The organism is Vibrio sp. 10N.222.51.C5, assembly GCF_041474575.1.
GTDB classification, from domain to species: domain Bacteria; phylum Pseudomonadota; class Gammaproteobacteria; order Enterobacterales; family Vibrionaceae; genus Vibrio; species Vibrio crassostreae_C.
In genome coordinates this window covers 1-18,999 of the sequence record NZ_JBFRUJ010000050.1, presented here as the reverse complement: position 1 = coordinate 18,999, position 18,999 = coordinate 1, and the positions used below count along the sequence as shown (strand labels likewise).

The following is an 18,999-nucleotide window of genomic DNA, read 5'->3' as shown; positions in this document are numbered from 1 at the left end:
GTCGCTACTATTAAGGTTGAGCTGTGAATCAATACGCTGTTATCTGTTTGGACAATAATCCGGTTAGCATTGAAAGAATACGTTCGGAGCTGGCTCCGTTGGCTTCTGTATTCGATATTTATACTGCCGAGAACATAGAAGACGCACATCACGCATTAGAAGATATTCATGATCACAACCAAACCGTTGCCTTGGTGATCACTCATCATCATTCTGAATTTAATGGCGTGCAATTCCTGATTGAACTTCAACAGCTGCCCCATAGTAATACCGCAAGAACGATATTAGTCAGCGCTTCGTCAGACATTCAATCCATTTTAACCGCTGTGAATGAAGGTAGGCTCAACCACTGTTTAACCAAACCGGTTCAAGATCAGGTTCTGTTCAAATCAGCGCAAAAAGAGCTGACCTCTTTTGTTATCCAATACGACTCAGAAAACCTGCTCTCTTACAGCGATGCATTGGATCAACAACGCTTACTCAGAGCGCACATTGAGCAAAAGATTCACTCTTTCCAATCGGGTTTCATTCACGACTACCACCAGCTTTCTGATAATGCCCTTGCAGAACGTGTCGTCAGTGCCTTACAAGATGTGTTTTCAAAAGATGACAAAACTAAGGCCATTCGTGACTATTCCCCCGAGCATCTACTCACTGTGGAAGGCGAAGACAATCGCTTTTTATGGCTGATCATTGAGGGTGAAGCAGCTCTTTATAAGAAAGATGAACTTGGGCAACAGCGGGAAGTGGTACGTCACTCCAAAGGGAACATTGTTGGCGGGATGTCATTTGTAACAGGCGAGCCTTCGTTTTCTACGGCGATCACCCTAACGCAGACTCGCGTTATCAAACTGGATAAAGATAGCTTTGCTCAGGTGATGCATTCAAACAATACCCTGCTGCCTTTATTTACCAATCTATTGCTCCGTCATTTTAATCGACGTTTGCAACGCAGCATCACCAATAAGATCAAACTGCAGCAGACACTAGAATCATTAGAGTCTGCACATCAACAACTGATCGAGAAAGAGAAAATGGCGATGCTCGGGCAGCTAGTCGCGGGAGTCGCACATGAGCTGAATAACCCGATTGCTGCCATATTAAGAAGCATCGAAACTCTGTCAGACCATCTCGACCAAATATTGGCAAACCTATCCGTTCCAGAGTCCAATAAAGGGACTGACGTACTGGCACATTCAAAGTTAGCTAAGCCACTATCAACAGCCCAAGAAAGACAGCTCGTAAAGCATCTTACGTCGACGATTAATGACCGTGCTTTAGCAAAAAAAGCCGTGAGACTAAACCTAAGCCAAGACTCTACGGTTCTAAACACATTAAAGGCGTCCCCTGTCGCAGGCAAAGAGCTGCTCAATGACTTAGAGCATTACCATTATGTTGGAAACTCTATCCGCTCAATTCAAGTGTGCAGCAAGCGTATTGCCGATATGGTCAAAAGCTTAAAAAGCTATGCTAGAGAAGATGAAGAAGTTCGCCACTACACAGATATCCACGAAGGGCTTGAAGATACCTTAGTGATCTTCGAAAACAGGCTTAAACACCACCAACTCGAAAAGCATTACGATACCGACTTACCGCCTTTATTGTGCCAGTCGCTCTCGCTGCAACAAGTGTGGACCAACCTTATCTCCAATGCGCTCGATGCCCTATCTGAACGAGGAAAAGTGACCATCACCACTTCTCAACAGACAAAAGGCGACGACGCGTTTCTTGTGGTGCAAATCTCCGATACTGGCCACGGCATTGCCAAAGAAGACATCAACACCATTTTCAACCCAAATTTCACGACTAAAAAAGAAGGCAACTTTGGTTTAGGGATTGGGTTATCCATTTCTCAACAAATCGTTTCGGCTCATCAAGGGTTTATTTTGGTGGAGTCAGAGGTAGGCAGCCATACAAACATGCAAGTGTGGCTTCCATTCAAACAAGAAGGAGCACCTCATGAATAAGTACCTAATTTTATGTGTCGATGATGAACCTGAAGTTCTCAATAGTGTCCTTCAGGACTTGGCGATATTTGAAGAGAACTTTCTGGTTGAAGGTGCAGAGTCGGTCGATGAAGCCAAGCAAGTAATCAAAGAAATGGGACAAGATGGTATTAAGCTCGCGTTAATCTTATGCGACCACATCATGCCAGAAGAAACCGGCATTGATTTTCTGATCGAACTCAACCAACACGACGCTACTAAACCAACGCGTAAGCTGTTGCTCACCGGGCAAGCTGGGCTAGAAGATACCGTCACAGCCATTAACAACGCAGCACTTGATTTCTATATTTCAAAACCTTGGCAAGGCGACCAACTGAGAGACACGATTACTCAACAATTGACTGACTATGTCATTGCCAACGACAAGCAATTGCTAAACTGGACTTCCATCTTAGATACCGAGCGCATACTGACTTCAATGGCGGATAAACGCACCAGTTTTGGTGAATAGCACTGATTGGTTAATGGATACTGAGAATAGCGTCATCCGATATAAAAACCTTCCGAATGTATACAAATTTTGGATAATTAGCTCGTCTATTTTTCTCATTCGCCCTAAACATGAGATCTCCGTTACATACTGATCCTTAATTTGCTTGTTTTTTAACTAAATGAGTAAGGTTTTACATTTTAAAGGATTACTTTTCCGTGAGTTAGATTAAACTGTCTCAATGTTTATGGTTTGCCGATTTGTCTCAAACCAAAGGAATTAACACTAATATAGGTTTACAGTCGTTATGCGCAAAATTCTACTTACTACCGCTATGCTATTGGCTTCTGGTCAAGCACTAGCTGTTGATGAACAACCACAGGTAATGAGCAACTTTAACTATGATTACTTTGAAGCACGTATCGGTGCTAGCCCAGTAACATTTGGTGGTGCGTTCAGTAAGTCCATTCACCCGAACGCTCACGCTATAGCACGTATCGATTCAGAATTTGAAAGCGATTACGACTCAGCTGTAGGTCTTGGTTTCCACGCTCCATTAAACAACTGGGCAGACCTAACAGGTGAAATGCTAGCTCGTATCGTTCAACCTGAGAACTCAAGCTCTACTGATATCGGTATGGAAATCAACATTGGTGTTCGCCAATGGCTTGGTCCACAACTAGAAGTTGGTGGTAAAGGTGGTTACGTTTCTATCGATGACAACGATGATTGGACAGGTTCTGTTTACGCGCGTTTCCACTCTACAGAGCTTTTCTCTTTAGGTGCTGAAGCTCGTATTAACGACTTCTACGGTGACCAACTTATGTTCACTGCTCGCTTCAAGTACTAATACTTAAAGCTCAAGCCCTAGCAAATAAGCTCTCTATGAGCACTTAGCCTTTTGATACTTAGTCTTTTAAGAAATCCGGCTAAGACAGAAACAAAAAAACCGAGGACATTCCTCGGTTTTTATTTATTAACAGTAATCTTAAGCATATAAGGCAAACTTCTTTAGTGGCAGCTCTTTAGTAATTGCTGCTTGCGTGGCTCTTGTAATAGTTTCCAGTGAATACCATCAATTGCACCCGCAAATTTCCAAAGTAGTTTTAGGTCAACATCGTTTCCGTACGCTTCGCGAACCTTATTAAACACTTCAGGCGCGCCCAACTGCATAAACATTGAAACATCATCCACACCCGCCTTTTTAACCATGCGCTCTAACGTAAGCTGCATGTTTGGTAGATCTCTTAATCTACGGCTAGCTGATGATTTCTTGAAGCTACGCTGCTGAATTGAATTATCGATTGAAGTACGAATAATACTATCCAATTCAGGATGTTCGCAAGTAAACAGATCCGTAATGTCGTAATAGTTTACGGTTGCTGTTGTCTGCTTCTTTACATGACGATACTTTTCACAATCAAGATCGGTCAGTTTTTTATCTAGTGATTTTCCACCTCTAATGAATAAACAACCTTCACTCAATAAAGCGAACATAGCGTCATTTTGAAAGAGGCCAATACCTCCGAACATAGAACGTTTTTGATGCTCACCAAATTGATTCACGTAATTAATAAATGCTGTCTCGGTCATATCCGTTGATCCTTAATCAAATTACCCCGATTAGGTTGATCACCAGACAAGCAGCTTGTTATGCGAAAAATTTTAAATCTATTTTTTTATTCTATAGGTGAATATTATGGTTTCGTTTTCCACCTTTAAATAAATGATACTTCGAAAAGAAAAATAAGTCTGGACTTAGTTCACATCAATCTATTGAATATTCCGGTTTTTCATGATTGACTTCACAGTAAACTATCAAACCATGCTTGAATTTGGACACCTAGTGATACACCGGTTCAAATTATTAAAGGTTATGTAGACGGGTGAGTATTGCCTCGCAGCATCGTGGCTTGTAAAATGGCAGGACAGACCTGTTTTTACTTTTTATATGAATCATTTATCGTTTTTCTGGCTACCTCAAAATAAGACTCTTCTCTTAAAGGGTCTAGAATCAGAGTTTGCCCAACTTGTTGGACATTCTATCTCAGCGGGAAAAATAACACTTCCTCCTATCCCTAACGTTGTACTGAAGATTCAATCGCTTTGTACCCTTGAATCAACTGGGATTGCTGACGTTGCCGAGTGCTTACTCGAAGACCCAGGCCTCGCTGCTATTGTCATTCGTGTGGCTAACTCTGTCGTCTTTAACCGACGTAATATTACTTGTGTTGATATTATGACGGCGGTGTCGCGCCTTGGCATATTAAGAGTACGTGACATCGTGACGGCTCAGGCTATTGAGCAACTCAAACACTCAGTCAACCTCAGTAAAGAATGTAATAAGGTATTGGTTCAGAGCGCTTCTGTATCAAAAGAGCTGGGCGCTACTATGGTGCTTGTTACCAACAGCTTCAAAGAGCTCTCCCCTACTGAATACCGTTACCTTGAGCATGAAAAATCGCTGCTTGTTGGATTACTGGCTGATATTGGTTTGTTCTGTTTGGTTAGCGAATACCACCTCTACCTCGAAAATGGCAATTACCTAGATCACGACATCGCTCTACAAATCTTCCAAGGCCAATGTTCTGCTACCAGTAAATTGGTGCTTAACCGTTGGGGCTTCGACAGCGACTTTATTGATGTGTGCAGCAATACCATCAATAACCACGAACAGCGTGAAGTCTCTTACTTAGATATCGCTCGAATCGCTAACCACCTGCTGATGTTCAGAAACAAGGATGAGAACATCGATGATCACGAAGTTGAACTTAACGTGACAGGTGCAGAGGTGCTTTATAAATTAAGCAACTTGAGCAAGCATGATTTTAATGCAAAGCTAAGCGACGTGATCAATACTAGCGGCTTCTAAGTCACTGTTAAATTACAAGTAAGTGTAATATGAAGTAAATGCAATGGGGAAAGCATGTTTACAGGGATGATCTTTATATTTGCGCCACTCGTCGTGGGGTATCTTTTTGCAATTTCGAACGCTCAGACATTAGAATTTATCAACCGCTCAACATCGCGGTTGATCTACGTGATTCTGGCGTTAATGGGACTAAGCTTAGCCGCCCTCGATAACCTAGGCAGTAACCTGCAGACAATCCTTCTATATACCGTCACTTTCTTTGTCTGCTTAAGCGTATGTAACCTAATGGCACTGCCCGCTATTGATAAGTTATTGCCACTCAAAACCGACAGTAGCAAGAAGAAGCTTCCCCTCTCTTCTATGGCGATGGAATCTGCAAAACTCATCTTAGTGGTAGGTTCAGGGCTAATCGCTGGCTTAGTGCTGCCTATTGGCCTTGATTGGGTTGATACCGCAAGCGAATGGATTCTGTTTGTTCTTCTATTCTTTATCGGCATTCAGCTGCGTAATAGCGGACTCACACTTCGTCAGATCTTACTCAACAAGCACGGTATGGTTATCGCAATCACCATTATCATCACCTCAATGTTAGGTGGTGTAATCGCGGCTTACATCCTAGATATCCCTCTGTTCAAAGCCTTGGCAATGTCTTCTGGATTTGGTTGGTACTCTCTGGCTGGTATCTTAATGGGTGACGCCTTTGGTCCTGTCTATGGTGGCGCTTCTTTCATGCTTGAGCTGTTAAGAGAGTTAGTTGCCTTGGTACTGATTCCAGTGCTAATTCGCAGCTACCCATGCACTTCCATTGGTTATGCTGGTGCGACTGCGATGGACTTCACCTTACCGGTCATTCAAACAACAGGCGGCGTTAGATGTGTGCCTATCGCTATCGTCAGTGGCTTTATCCTCAGCTTGCTTGTTCCGATATTGATGTTGTTCTTTGTATCTCTTGCTAACTAGATCGCAGGAATAGCGTTTGTTTTAGATTAGAATGCAACTCGAATACCAATGCCCAAGACACCGATACAGTTACCGAAATAAAAAGACACTAAGTGTCATTGCTCAACAAATAACGATCACGGTAACCTGTAACGACAAAGTTATAAAAAGAATAAACTTACAAAAGGAACCACTATGAAACGCCTTTGCGTCGCATTACTGCTAGCTTCAACTTCTACTTTCTCTTTTGCAGCAGATTCAATGTCTGAGACAAACCAGTGCCAAGCAAAAAAATATGATGCGTACATCGACGCTTCTTTGAATTGGTATGCCGACCTTGCTGCATTAACCTCTGAGCAATATCCAGAGCTAACAGAAGTGAGTGAGTGGTTCCTAGAAGGTCGTAAGCACCACTTTGAGCTGAATCGTGCTGCGGTTAACTACTACCTTGTGAACGATTCAAGCAAAGTGGCAACAGAGCAACCTGTAGAAGGTTGGTTGCAACTTGAGCAACACGACATTAAAACGCTATCAACACGTGATGATGAGCTTGGTAAAATCGCGAAAACAACATTCGATGACCGCCAATCAACGCCTCACGCTCAAAACTACGAACTACGTTCTGCCTTTGCAGAGCTGCTTAGTCACCCTAAGCAAATCGACTCAGCGCTGCAGCGTTACAACCAGTCGATCAGTAAACTTGAAGCGATTAAGTGTAAATAACCCCGCATTTAATATGCTTTTTTGAGAAGTTGGATTTCATAATTAAGACGGGACATTGTTCCCGTTTTCGTTTAGATTGTCCCGCTCGCGTCAATATTAGAAAAATAACTCGCTTGCTATGGTTACGGAACAAAAAACAGCAGATGTTAGCTTCGACAGTCTTCTACGTATCTTCACGGTACCTGAAGGCCCAGATTCAACACTCACTCAAATTGAAGACAAACTTTCACGAAACCTGAATCAATTCTTACGTGAACATATTGTGGCTGAAGAAAAGCCGCTACGTGAAATTGAGAAAGATTTTTCAAATGCTCATATCCCAGAGCAGCCTGAGTTTGTTTCTGAACATACTGAGCATCTCCTCGATTCTCTTGTGTCTCATTCGGTTCACACGTCTTCGCCAAGTTTTATTGGCCATATGACCTCTGCGTTGCCGTACTTCCTGATGCCGCTTTCAAAAATCATGATTGCGTTGAATCAGAATCTAGTAAAAATCGAGACCTCAAAAGCTTTCACTCCCCTAGAACGTCAAGTTCTGGGCATGTTACATCGCCTGATTTATCAAGATAGTGACCAGTTTTATTCTCGTTGGATGCACAGCGCAAACCACTCTTTAGGTGCGTTTTGTTCTGGCGGTACCATCGCGAACATTACAGCGCTCTGGGTTGCACGTAACAACGCACTAAAAGCGCAAGGTTCGTTCAAAGGTGTAGAAAAAGAAGGCCTGTTTAAAGCCATGAAGCACTACGACTACGAAGGCCTTGCCATCTTAGTCTCTGAACGTGGCCACTACTCTCTGAAAAAAGCCGCGGATGTCCTTGGTATTGGTCAAGAAGGTCTAGTGTCTGTTAAAACAGATAACGACAACCGTATTTGTACTGATGATCTAAAGCTCAAGATCGAGCAGCTCAAGCAGAACAAGATCAAACCTTTCGCCGTCATTGGTGTGGCTGGTACAACCGAAACCGGGAATATCGACCCACTAAGAGACATTGCTGAGGTGTGTGCCGAATCCGATTGTCATTTCCATGTTGATGCTGCTTGGGGTGGTGCGACTCTGATGTCTAACAATCATCGTCACCTGCTTGATGGTATTGAACTGGCGGATTCAGTCACGATTGATGCGCACAAACAGCTTTATATCCCTATGGGTGCGGGCATGGTTCTGTTTAAGAAGCCAGATGCGATGACAGCGATTGAACATCATGCTCAATACATTCTTCGTAAGGGCTCAAAAGATTTAGGCAGCCATACGTTAGAAGGTTCTCGTTCAGGCATGGCAATGCTGGTTTACGCCGCAATGCACATCATTAGCCGCCCAGGTTATGAACTGCTGATAGACCAAAGCATTAACAAAGCACGCTACTTTGCCGACCTAATTAAAGATCAGAGCGACTTCGAACTGGTTTCAGAACCTGAGCTTTGCCTACTGACTTATCGCTACGTACCTGAATCAGTCAAAGCTGCACTGCTTAAAGCTGAGCCTGAACATCGTATCGAACTGAATGAGTTGCTCAATGAGCTGACTAAGTTTATCCAGAAGAAGCAGCGTGAAACAGGTAAGTCTTTCGTGTCACGTACACGCTTAAACCCTGAAGCATGGGTACATCAGCCAATCATCGTTTTCCGCGTGGTATTAGCAAACCCACTAACAGGCAATGATATTCTTTCGTCAGTGCTTGAAGAACAGCGTGAGATCTCTAAACTAGCACCAAACTTGATGGGCAAAATCAACAAACTGGTTACGCAAATCAACGCATAGTCATTCAATTTTAGTTGCATCAAAACTGAAAATTTCTTTCTTTTTGATGTAACTAAGCTGTCAGTTCATACTCATTTTGCATTCTTTTTGCTCAAACTCTCTTCCAATTCTGTAGTTTTCTAAAATTTTGTTGAGGTTTGTCATATTCTTAAGCATTCATGCCCTGTTTTTGTATTAGTAAATAGTATGTTGGGTTTATACTGACTCTATGGTGCTAGTTAGCTTGATATCTATTTGACGCAGCAGTATTTACGAAACCGAATATACATCGGCTTTGTGTTTACTGATATTTGCTTCAGCCATACCCCCTGGTAAAAGATATTAACTAGCAAGTTGTTCTCTATACCCTTGTGAACACTATGAATACATTAGAAAAAATACAAAAAAACCTGGAAAATTTCAGCAAGTCTGAGCGCAAGGTAGCCGAAGTAATTATGGCTTCCCCTCAAACTGCAATTCATTCTAGCATTGCTACCTTAGCTAAAATGGCTGACGTGAGTGAGCCTACAGTTAACCGCTTCTGTCGTCGATTAGACACAAAGGGCTTCCCTGACTTCAAACTTCACCTAGCTCAAAGCTTGGCAAACGGTACACCTTACGTGAACCGTAATGTTGAAGAAGATGATGGTCCAGATGCTTATACGCATAAGATTTTCGAATCAACTATGGCTTGTCTAGACGTTGCTAAAAACAGTCTAGACGCGATGCAAGTAAACCGTGCTGTTGACTTGCTGACTCAAGCAAAACGCATTTCGTTCTTCGGACTGGGTGCCTCTTCTGCTGTCGCCAAAGATGCTCAAAACAAGTTTATTCGTTTTAATATCCCAATCACATGTTTCGAAGACATCGTGATGCAACGAATGAGCTGCATTAACTGCAGTGATAACGACGTTATTGTTCTTATCTCTCATACTGGCCGCACTAAAAGCCAAGTTGAGATTGCAAACTTAGCGCGTGAAAACGGTGCGACAGTTATTGCTATCACAGCAAAAGATTCTCCACTGGATAAAGCGAGCTCGTTGTCTATTTCTCTGGATGTTCCAGAAGACACTGACGTTTACATGCCAATGGCAAGTCGCGTTGTTCAGATGACGGTTATCGATGTGCTAGCGACAGGCTTTACGCTACGTCGTGGTTCTGGTTTCAGAGAGAACCTAAAGCGCGTCAAAGAGTCACTTCGTGATTCACGTTACGAGAAGTACTCTCAGTTCTAATCTGCTTAGTCATGAACTGAAAACAGATGACCAGAGAACAAGTTGAATTAAAAAAACGGAGCCTAGAGCTCCGTTTTTATTTGTCTGTATAAAATGACTTATACAACGAACAAGTTTAAGACCGTTAGATAGTCCAACTATTGCCCTTCTCAACCACGCTGTTTTCGGACGCATAAGAATTGATAATGGTAAAGCTCGACTCGACAGCTGGCTCTTGCCCAATTTGATTCATTGAAGCTCCCTCATGATGCCCTTCTCTACAACTGCACTTCTCGCATACTTGCTTCAAAATATGCACGAGCCTCTCTTGGTTAAGCGGCAAAGGGTTTCCTTTAATCGCCACTGATTTGAGCGCGTCGGCAGACACCTCATCAAACTGGGCTTCACAGACACCAAATTCCAACAAGTTGGGTAACTTAAGCGTATCAAGCACTTCCGATAACCAAGAAATTGCCTCCTCTTCTATTGCTTCTACGTTACCTGTTACTATCTGAGCGATTCGCTGATAACGCGCTAGGATGTCGCTTCTTTGCTGCTCTTTTGCAACGGCTATGTTCTCCAACATCACAAACGGCGCTAAACGCGCGGTAATCACACTATGAGGCGCAGAAATCTTACCTCCTAGTGCGGAGGCTAAACCATGGGCTGCGCCAAGCTTGGCATTAGTTATCGCCATACCACCGAGCATAGAAGCGAAAGCAAGATCAGAACGCGCTTGAGGCTCATCATAAACACACGCTTTAACCACAGAACCACTCAACTTACGCAGCCCTTCTTCACAAATCATATCGGTTAACGGATTCGGTTCACCACACACGTAGGCTTCCATTAGATGAGTAAAGGCATCCATCGCACCTCGCCCAGATAGATATAGATTGGTTCCATGAGTTAGGGTTGGGTCGACAATCGCAACGTCGGCCAGCATGTCTGGGCTTCTCAGGCTGATTTTTACTTGGTCTTGGCCTGATTTCAGCACCGCGTTTTTAGTGACCTCGGCGCCGGTACTCGCTGTGGTTGGAATTGCGATAAACGGAAGTGGTTTGGTTTTAAGAGGAACATTACGCCCGACCACTTCAACATAGTCATATAAATTGCCTTGATTAGGTAAAACCGCAGCCAACGCTTTGCCCATATCGATGGCGCTACCGCCCCCCATGGCGACAACCATATCTGGCTTAAATCGACGAGCAGAAATAGCCGCCTCTTCAACCATTTTGATATTAGGTTCACCGGAAACGGCAATGTGCTGATAACGCATACTCTGCGCATCAAGATAGTCAGTAACAATTGAAGTGCGCTCTAATGTATTGCCTGTAACCAATAGCACGCTGTAGCCATATTGATTAAAGAGAGACAATGAAGCGGAAAGTGCTCCATCACCAAAGATGATCTTTGTAGATGTCATAAATTGAAACATGGTGCCTCCTGCGCCTATGACCGAACAAAACTGCGAACTCTTGGTTATTGGAATTTAGCCTTTATATAGTGCATCAGTATTAAGATGCCTCGTTCTGTATGCGCTTTTTTTGACGAGGTGCAACTTGTCGCATTAAAGATGGATTAATGTCGTATTCTTAGGGGTAATTCACACTCTTAAATTAAGGGTAATCAATCTGAATACCCATCAGAAATCAGCATGGATCCTTTTTGTGACCATTATTTGCTCTGATAGACAAAACCTATTGTATTAAGAGGTAATTCCATCTTTATTTCCCCATGGCATTGAGGCATAGTTGGTTTTATGAAATTTTGAGTGGCATTCACTAAAGAATAGTTAACATAATCGAGTTAACGAGCCTCATCCCGTATTTAGGAGAAATTAAATGTTTGTAGTTATTTTTGGTCGCCCTGCTTGCCCATTCTGTGTTCGTGCAAAAGAGCATGCTGAAACTCTTAAAGCTAAACGCGATGACTTCAACTACCGTTACGTTGACATCCACGCTGAAGGTATCAGCAAAGCTGATCTAGAGAAGACTGTTGGTAAACCTGTCGATACAGTTCCACAAATCTTCATCGACCAAGACCACATCGGCGGCTGCACAGAATTTGAAGCATACGCAAAAGAAAACCTAGGTCTTTTCGACTAAGCTAGGATTTCTCAAACGAGAATCAGGGCTAAAGCCTTAAACAGCTGACCCATTTAGGCGTTAGACTGTACGATTTATAGAAAGCCCGCTCACTGTAGCGGGCTTTTTTATGACCAGTTTTCATACGGAATAAGAATAAGGTCAAAATCAAGTAAATTAACAAAATATTGCTTATAATTTATTTATATTTAGATACAATTCACCTCTCAAACTTACCCTGTGTTCCACGCCAATTATTGAGCGACCACCGTGAATATCGACGTTGTTTTTCTGTTAGAACAAAACCCCATTCTCCTCATCTTTGTTGTTTTATCGATTGGATTAGCCATTGGTAAAATTCGTTTCGGTAGCCTCCAACTTGGTAATTCAATCGGTGTTTTGATTACTTCCCTTATCATGGGACATCTTGGCTTTTCTTTTAACGCAGATGCGCTCACCATTGGTTTCATGCTGTTCATCTACTGTGTTGGCATTGAAGCTGGACCAAACTTCTTCGGTATCTTCTTCAGAGACGGTAAGCACTACCTCATTCTGAGCCTTGTGGTACTTTCTACCGCAATTGCCCTAACCTATTTCAGTAGTCATTACCTTGGCCTAGGCTTTGGTTTATCTGCAGGCATGATGGCAGGTGCCTTAACAGCAACGCCGATATTGGTAGGTGCTCAAGATGCTCTGAATTCTGGGCTTGCAGAATTACCAAGAAACATGGACTTGAGCCTGATTATCGAAAACCTTTCAGTCGGTTACGCGATGGCTTACTTGGTTGGCTTAATCAGTATGATTATGTTTGCTCGCTTGATTCCAAAACTTCAAAAAGTGAACCTACACGACTCGGCAGAGCAAATCGCCCAAGAACGTGGGTTAGGCGCTTCAGGTCAGCGTAAGGTTTACTTGCCCATTATTCGTGCTTATCGAGTGGGACCAGAGCTCATCTCTTGGACTGACGGTAAGAATCTGCGTGAACTGGGCATCTATCGCCAAACAGGCTGTTACATCGAGCGTATTCGACGTAATGGTATTCTTGCCCATCCAGATGGTGATGCAATTCTGCAAGAAGGCGATGAGATCGCATTGGTTGGTTTCCCAGATAGCCACGCTCGTCTAGACCCAAGCTTCCGTAACGGTAAAGAAGTTTTCGACCGTAACCTTCTCGATCTGCGTATCGTGGAAGAAGAGATCGTCGTTAAGAGTGACAGTATCGCAGGTAAGCGCCTATCTGACTTAAACCTGTCTGAATACGGCTGTTTCCTTAACCGCGTAGTACGTGCTCAGATTGAAATGCCGATGGACTTAAACATCGTGCTTTCTAAAGGTGACGTCCTACAGGTGAGTGGTGAAAAGAGTCGAGTGCACGGCCTAGCTGAGAAAATTGGTTTCATCTCAATCCACAGCCAAATGGCGGATTTGATGGCCTTCTGTAGCTTCTTCATTTTGGGTATTTTGTTTGGTTTGATCACCATGACATTCGGTCAGGTATCGTTTGGGCTAGGTAACGCGGTTGGCCTGCTTCTATCGGGCATCATGCTTGGTTTCCTACGAGCGAACCACCCTACTTTCGGTTATGTGCCTCAAGGTGCTCTGAACATGGTCAAAGACCTCGGTTTGATGTTCTTTATGGTCGGTATCGGCTTGAGCGCCGGTGGTAAGATATTTGAGCACTTAACCCAAGTTGGCCCACAGGTAATAGGTATTGCCCTAGTAGTGAGTGTGCTGCCAGTATTCTTCGCTTACTTGGTTGGCGCTTACGTATTGAAGATGAACCGAGCTTTGTTGTTCGGTGCAATCATTGGCGCGCGAACTTGCGCTCCAGCGATGGACATCGTAAATGACCACGCTCGCTCAACGATTCCGGCTCTGGGTTATGCGGGTACTTATGCGATAGCCAATATATTGATGACCTTAGCAGGTACTTTCATCATCATAATTAGCTAGCATCTGCTGCATTAAAAGCAGCCAAGCTTAGATATTTCGAATGCACTAATTCACTTTGGGTTAGTGCATTTTTTATAACCTGTTTTAAGCGGTTCAAGCCTTCTTCCCCACTCCTGCTCTTAACTCTCTTCATCCCTTATTTCTACTCTTGTCCCCCTTCGAATCGCGGTAGCCGTATCCGCTCTTAAATCTCTTCGCATCCCGCCACTCGAATCCCATATCTGCTCTTAATCTCTTGAACCAAATAGCAGACAAAAAAATAGGCGCTCAATGAGCGCCTATTTCGTTTAGATTCGATAACTTGAATTAGATGTCAGCTACATCAAATTCAACAGCTGGGTTAACGTCAGCTTCGTAATCAACACCTTCAACACCGAAACCAAATAGCTTCAAGAACTCTTCTTTGTACTCTACGTAGTCAGTCAGTTCTTTTAGGTTCTCAGTTGTGATTTGAGGCCATAGGTTACGACAGTGATCTTGAATGTCTTCGCGAAGCTCAAGGTCATCTAGACGTAGACGGTTCACTTCATCCACTTCTGGCGCGCTGCCGTCTTCTTTGTATAGACGTTGGCTGAACATACGGAAGATCTGTTCCATACAACCTTCGTGAATACCTTCTTCACGCATCTTCTTGAACACCATAGCGATGTAAAGAGGCATTACAGGGATTGCAGAACTTGCTTGAGTCACTACAGACTTAAGAACAGCAACGTTTGCAGTACCGCCAGTTTGGCCTAGCTTCTCGTTCAGCGCTGTCGCTGCACGGTCTAGATCCATCTTAGCTTTACCTAGTGCGCCATCCCAGTAGATTGGCCACGTTAGTTCAGTACCGATGTAGCTGTAAGCAACCGTCTTACAACCGTCCGCTAGAACACCAGCTTCAGAAAGAGCATTGATCCAAAGTTCCCAATCTTCACCGCCCATTACAGTAACAGTGTCTTTGATCTCTTCTTCAGTTGCAGGCTCTACGCTTGCTTCGATGATTGTGTCTTTGTTCGTATCAACCGCAGTTGACGTGTACGTTTCACCGATAGGCTTTAGAGATGAACGAATTACTTCGCCAGTCTCTGGCATTTTACGCACTGGAGACGCCAGTGAGTATACAACCATATCGATTTGGCCTAGATCTTCTTTGATCAGGTCAATTGTTTTCTGTTTCGCCTCGTTAGAGAAAGCATCGCCGTTCAGGCTTTTTGAATACAGGCCTTCTTCTTTAGCAAACTTGTCGAACGCTGCTGAGTTGTAGAAACCAGCTGTGCCAGGCTTTTTCTCAGTACCGGCTTTCTCAAAGAAAACACCGATAGTTGAAGCGCCGCCACCAAATGCAGCCGCAATACGTGAAGACAAGCCGTAGCCACTTGAAGAGCCAACAACTAGTACACGTTTAGGTGCGTTTGCGATTGGGCCTTGAGCTTTTGTGTAAGCAATTTGTTCTTTTACATTAGCTTCACAACCGACTGGATGTGTTGTAGTACAGATGAATCCGCGAATTCGAGGTTTGATGATCATATTCAACTTCCTTAAAAAATCAGGTTAAGGATAAAAGTTTCGTACGCAAATGGCATCTAATTTCTGTAAAAATGTGGCGAAAATGCAAGTGGTTGGAGCACTCAGTGAATATTTGCTGACTAAGTCACCATTTGTTAACGCCTCTATTGCAACTTCTACGACAAAAACAAAAAAAGGCACCTAATAAGGTGCCTTTTGTCATTTCTTTATCTAAGCAACGCTATTTAGCTTAGGTTTTAACTCTTTTCGCGTCAAAGTTTCACTGTAATCATGACTGAAGTGGTCAACTTGAATCGCTGCGTAGCGAAGTTTGTCTGCTGCAATGATTTGGTCAACTTCGTCTTGAGTAAGAACATCTGCCGCCAGTGCTTGAGCAAGTTTATCTTGCAATAGACCTTTACGAGCCACTTTGCCCTCTTTCACTGCTTTGAAGATCTTACGTTCGAGAGGCTTGATGCTGTACATCGCATTGAACGCATTCTCCATTAGGCCAACACTATCCTCTTCTTCTTTGCCTATGTAGCAAAGGTGAGTTAGACGTTCACGGTGTGCACCCGGAGTCATCAAGCTTTCTGCCAGTTGTACCGTTAGATTATCACTTGGTTTTTCAAAGTGGTTACCGACAGGGAAAACTAGACCTTTAAGTACTTTACCTACCATCTTGTTCGGGAAGTTTCTGTACGCTTCTTGTAGCGATTTAGCCGCGTTATGGAAACAGTGTTGAACCGCGTAGTGTACGTAGTCTAGGTCAGCTTGTTGACGACCTTCATCTTCATACTTCTTAAGCGCTGCAGACGCCATGTATAGGTAACTTAGACCATCACCTAGACGTGCAGAGATAAGCTCTTTACGTTTCAGTTCGCCACCTAGTGTAAGCATTGCGAAATCCGCACTCACTGCAAGCGCACGGCTCAAGCGAGTTAAGTCTTGGTAGTAAGGCTTCGTTGGACCGCTCATATCAGCTTTAATGAACTTAGAGCCTGTCAATGCCGCACCGAACGCACCAAACGTGTTCTTAGTTGCGTGAGAGATATGCTTGAACAACAAGTTATCGAAATCCTTCGCACCTTGCTTCTCATCTGGGTTTGCTGCCGCTTCCATTTCGCTTAGCACGTATGGGTGACAACGTGTCGCACCTTGACCGAAGATCATCAGGTTGCGAGTTAAGATGTTCGCACCTTCTACTGTGATAGCAACTGGAATACCTAGGTAAGGCGCAGCTAAGTAGTTCATTGGACCATCTTGAATTGCACGACCAGAGTGGATATCCATTGAATCATTCAGGATAGTACGCGCCATTTCTGTCATGTGATATTTCGCGATAGCCGTAACGATACCCGGCTTCTCTTTCATATCGAGTGAAGTAGTTGTTAGTGTACGAGTCGCTTCTAGTAGATACGTTAAGCCACCAATACGACCTAAACTCTCTGCAACTCCTTCAAACTTACCAATCGACATACCGAACTGCTTACGAACATAAGCGTATGCGCCGGTCGTTTTCGCCGTTAGGTGGCCCATCGCCGTGCCAAGTGCGGGTAATGAGATACCACGACCTGCAGACAGACATTCCACCAGCATACGCCAGCCTTTACCTGCGTAATCGGCACCACCGATTAACCATTCCATAGGAATAAATACATCGTGACCGCGTGTTGGACCATTCATAAACGCAAGACCAAGTGGGTCATGACGCTCACCAATCACAACACCTTCGTGGTCAGCCGGGATTAGCGCACAAGTGATGCCAATGTCTTCTTTGTCACCCAGTAGCTTTTCTGGATCGTGCAGTTTGAAAGCCAGACCAAGTACCGTCGCAACTGGTGCTAGTGTAATGTAGCGTTTGTTCCAGTTAAGCTTGATACCTAGCGTCTCTTTACCTTCGTGCATGCCCATGCACACAGTACCGACATCAGGGATACCACCCGCATCAGAACCCGCTTCTGGGCCTGTTAGTGCGAAACATGGGATATCTGTACCGTCAGCAAGACGAGGTAGCCAGTAGTCTTTTTGGTCTTGAGTGCCGTAGTGAGACAGCAGCTCACCAGGACCAAGAGAGTTTGGAACCATTACCGAAACCGCAGTACTGATACTGCGAGTCGCAATCTTAGTTACGATAGTTGAGTTAGCGTGTGCTGAGAATTCACGACCGCCATACTCTTTCGCAATAATTAGCGAAAAGAAACGCTCTTTGCGTAAGAAGTTCCACACCTCTTCAGGAAGGTCTCGATCTTCTTTTACAATTTGGTGGTCATCAAGCATAGCGAGCAAGGTTTCAAGCTCATTATCCATGAACGATTGCTCTTCTGCTGTCAGCTGAGGTTTTGGGTATTGATGCAGCTTAGTGAAATCTGGTTTACCAGAAAACAGCTCTCCGTCCCACCACACGCTACCCGCTTCCATCGCTTCTTTCTCGGTGCTAGATAGTGGTGGTAGTACTTTTTTAAAGAGTTTAAAAGCTGGGTCACTTACCCATTTTTGTCTTAGAGAGCTCATAGTTCAGATCCTTTTGTTCACTATATTGGTTGTGAATGTTTCGCTTTTTATTGTTTTATTCTTCTGCTGACATGCCAGCGGCTAAATATGGAATAAGAATATCGACCACTGCCTTAGCATCTATCTTTCTGTCATAGTCATTCTCTGCAATTTCTACCAGAGCCTGACTTGATGCCATGGTGAATACACAAGTCCCTAGGGTGAAGTGTAATCGCCAAAATAACTGTTCTTGAGTGAGGTTCGGATTCGCCTTCATTACTGACGTTGTAAACAAAGAAAGTACTTCGCTATAACGGGTAGTAATGAACCAACGCAAGTGTCCTTGCACATCTGTATAGCCTCTGCCGATAAGTAACATGAACCGGCTTGTACCATTTGGCCTAACATCATTAAGTGCTCTTAGTGGCTGTCTCAACGACTCAAACACGTCACTCATAGAATACGTTTCGTTCAAGTTTAAGTTCACTAATGCATCTTGCAGTGCTGGCATAAATGCTTCTAAGTAACGATTGAGTACCGCACGAACCAGAGTCTTCTTATCGCCAAAGTGATAGTTCACTGAAGCTAAGTTGACATTCGCTTTACTCGTAATCGTGCGTAAAGAAGTGTCATTAAAACCGTGCTCAGCAAATAAGCCTTCAGCCACATCTAAGATTTTGTCTTTGGTTGTACTTCTTGGTGCCATTTCAATCACTCGTATTAAACAACTGTTTGAAATATACGCTTAGTACATTTATTTAACAAGCAAGCAACATCACATTTTCACAAATTGGTCGTACCAGTTAATAAAACTCAGCACTAACCGATTGAATCGCTGTGTGTTTACAAAAAAAGAAAAAAATAATGAATTTTCTTGGAACTGAAATGGAAATGGTGGGTCATAAATTATATAGAAAACAGCGTATTTAGAAGTTTAACAGGCCGTCAAACTTGTTCTTCTCACTGCTTTCTTAATTACTGCATTTTCCTTATTAACTCCTATACTTGTATCCGCCCAAACCACGTTGGTTTGGGCTTTTTTTTGGTTCATCG

The 18,999-nt window shown here is 43.5% G+C and carries 15 protein-coding genes; 10 read left to right on the top strand and 5 right to left on the bottom strand.

From position 1 onward, the window contains the following. Positions 1-23 precede the first annotated feature (23 nt). The 3 genes from AB4558_RS15940 (at position 24) to AB4558_RS15930 (ending at position 3,286) form a co-directional block, all read left to right on the top strand. Positions 24-1,967 carry an ATP-binding protein gene (locus AB4558_RS15940; protein WP_017060404.1) on the top strand — a complete coding sequence of 648 codons (1,944 nt, stop codon included), beginning with the start codon at positions 24-26 and terminating at the stop codon, positions 1,965-1,967. Then, positions 1,960-2,457, top strand: a complete 498-nt coding sequence (locus tag AB4558_RS15935) for a response regulator (protein WP_017065410.1) — start codon at positions 1,960-1,962, stop codon at positions 2,455-2,457. The genes AB4558_RS15940 and AB4558_RS15935 overlap by 8 nt, the downstream gene beginning before the upstream one ends. A gap of 286 nt (positions 2,458-2,743) precedes the next feature. Further along, entirely contained in the window at positions 2,744-3,286 is a 543-nt protein-coding gene (locus AB4558_RS15930) for a hypothetical protein (RefSeq protein WP_017065409.1), read from the top strand. A gap of 161 nt (positions 3,287-3,447) precedes the next feature. Here AB4558_RS15930 and AB4558_RS15925 read toward each other — a convergent pair whose 3' ends face one another. Beyond that, positions 3,448-4,029: a TfoX/Sxy family DNA transformation protein gene (locus AB4558_RS15925; protein ID WP_017060401.1), complete on the bottom strand. Its 582-nt coding sequence runs from the start codon at positions 4,027-4,029 to the stop codon at positions 3,448-3,450. A 358-nt stretch (positions 4,030-4,387) separates the two neighbouring features. On the opposite strand from AB4558_RS15925, the gene AB4558_RS15920 reads away from it, so the two are divergent. The 5 genes from AB4558_RS15920 (at position 4,388) to AB4558_RS15900 (ending at position 9,946) form a co-directional block, all read left to right on the top strand. Continuing rightward, positions 4,388-5,308 carry an HDOD domain-containing protein gene (locus AB4558_RS15920; protein ID WP_017066065.1) on the top strand — a complete coding sequence of 307 codons (921 nt, stop codon included), beginning with the start codon at positions 4,388-4,390 and terminating at the stop codon, positions 5,306-5,308. Positions 5,309-5,362: 54 nt separating this feature from the next. Then, entirely contained in the window at positions 5,363-6,268 is a 906-nt protein-coding gene (locus tag AB4558_RS15915; RefSeq protein WP_017071961.1) for a lysine exporter LysO family protein, read from the top strand. 174 nt (positions 6,269-6,442) lie between these two features. Beyond that, complete coding sequence (locus AB4558_RS15910) at positions 6,443-6,970, top strand: hypothetical protein (RefSeq protein WP_017065407.1); 528 nt, start codon at positions 6,443-6,445, stop codon at positions 6,968-6,970. Between the two features lie 118 nt (positions 6,971-7,088). Further along, complete coding sequence (gene panP, locus AB4558_RS15905) at positions 7,089-8,732, top strand: pyridoxal-dependent aspartate 1-decarboxylase PanP (protein WP_372074212.1); 1,644 nt, start codon at positions 7,089-7,091, stop codon at positions 8,730-8,732. A gap of 359 nt (positions 8,733-9,091) precedes the next feature. Then, positions 9,092-9,946 (top strand): MurR/RpiR family transcriptional regulator, encoded by an 855-nt coding sequence (locus AB4558_RS15900; protein ID WP_004734686.1) that lies wholly within the window; start codon positions 9,092-9,094, stop codon positions 9,944-9,946. Between the two features lie 124 nt (positions 9,947-10,070). Here AB4558_RS15900 and AB4558_RS15895 read toward each other — a convergent pair whose 3' ends face one another. After that, complete coding sequence (locus AB4558_RS15895) at positions 10,071-11,363, bottom strand: iron-containing alcohol dehydrogenase (protein ID WP_017060396.1); 1,293 nt, start codon at positions 11,361-11,363, stop codon at positions 10,071-10,073. A gap of 406 nt (positions 11,364-11,769) precedes the next feature. Here AB4558_RS15895 and AB4558_RS15890 point away from each other — a divergent pair, with 406 nt between their 5' ends. Further along, positions 11,770-12,033 (top strand): GrxA family glutaredoxin, encoded by a 264-nt coding sequence (locus tag AB4558_RS15890; RefSeq protein WP_009847069.1) that lies wholly within the window; start codon positions 11,770-11,772, stop codon positions 12,031-12,033. A gap of 249 nt (positions 12,034-12,282) precedes the next feature. Beyond that, positions 12,283-13,965, top strand: a complete 1,683-nt coding sequence (locus tag AB4558_RS15885; RefSeq protein ID WP_017060395.1) for an aspartate:alanine antiporter — start codon at positions 12,283-12,285, stop codon at positions 13,963-13,965. A gap of 306 nt (positions 13,966-14,271) precedes the next feature. Here the strand turns inward: AB4558_RS15885 and fabV are convergent, their stop codons facing one another. The 3 genes from fabV to AB4558_RS15870 all read right to left on the bottom strand — a co-directional run bounded on the left by fabV (position 14,272) and on the right by AB4558_RS15870 (position 18,652). Continuing rightward, positions 14,272-15,474, bottom strand: coding sequence for an enoyl-ACP reductase FabV (gene fabV, locus AB4558_RS15880; RefSeq protein WP_017065406.1), 1,203 nt, complete (start codon positions 15,472-15,474; stop codon positions 14,272-14,274). A 210-nt stretch (positions 15,475-15,684) separates the two neighbouring features. Continuing rightward, complete coding sequence (locus AB4558_RS15875) at positions 15,685-17,967, bottom strand: acyl-CoA dehydrogenase (protein WP_017071963.1); 2,283 nt, start codon at positions 17,965-17,967, stop codon at positions 15,685-15,687. A 55-nt stretch (positions 17,968-18,022) separates the two neighbouring features. Further along, complete coding sequence (locus tag AB4558_RS15870) at positions 18,023-18,652, bottom strand: TetR/AcrR family transcriptional regulator (RefSeq protein WP_017065403.1); 630 nt, start codon at positions 18,650-18,652, stop codon at positions 18,023-18,025. Positions 18,653-18,999: the final 347 nt, after the last annotated feature.

Bases quoted from the DNA above. Each gene is read 5' to 3' on its own strand.
- AB4558_RS15890 (WP_009847069.1), top strand. From the start codon at position 11,770: ATGTTTGTAGTTATTTTTGGTCGCCCTGCTTGCCCATTCTGTGTTCGT.
- fabV (WP_017065406.1), bottom strand. From the start codon at position 15,474: ATGATCATCAAACCTCGAATTCGCGGATTCATCTGTACTACAACACAT.
- AB4558_RS15875 (WP_017071963.1), bottom strand. From the start codon at position 17,967: ATGAGCTCTCTAAGACAAAAATGGGTAAGTGACCCAGCTTTTAAACTC.
- AB4558_RS15895 (WP_017060396.1), bottom strand. From the start codon at position 11,363: ATGTTTCAATTTATGACATCTACAAAGATCATCTTTGGTGATGGAGCA.
- AB4558_RS15930 (WP_017065409.1), top strand. From the start codon at position 2,744: ATGCGCAAAATTCTACTTACTACCGCTATGCTATTGGCTTCTGGTCAA.
- AB4558_RS15915 (WP_017071961.1), top strand. From the start codon at position 5,363: ATGTTTACAGGGATGATCTTTATATTTGCGCCACTCGTCGTGGGGTAT.
- AB4558_RS15935 (WP_017065410.1), top strand. From the start codon at position 1,960: ATGAATAAGTACCTAATTTTATGTGTCGATGATGAACCTGAAGTTCTC.
- AB4558_RS15925 (WP_017060401.1), bottom strand. From the start codon at position 4,029: ATGACCGAGACAGCATTTATTAATTACGTGAATCAATTTGGTGAGCAT.
- AB4558_RS15900 (WP_004734686.1), top strand. From the start codon at position 9,092: ATGAATACATTAGAAAAAATACAAAAAAACCTGGAAAATTTCAGCAAG.
- AB4558_RS15910 (WP_017065407.1), top strand. From the start codon at position 6,443: ATGAAACGCCTTTGCGTCGCATTACTGCTAGCTTCAACTTCTACTTTC.
- panP (WP_372074212.1), top strand. From the start codon at position 7,089: ATGGTTACGGAACAAAAAACAGCAGATGTTAGCTTCGACAGTCTTCTA.
- AB4558_RS15920 (WP_017066065.1), top strand. From the start codon at position 4,388: ATGAATCATTTATCGTTTTTCTGGCTACCTCAAAATAAGACTCTTCTC.
- AB4558_RS15870 (WP_017065403.1), bottom strand. From the start codon at position 18,652: ATGGCACCAAGAAGTACAACCAAAGACAAAATCTTAGATGTGGCTGAA.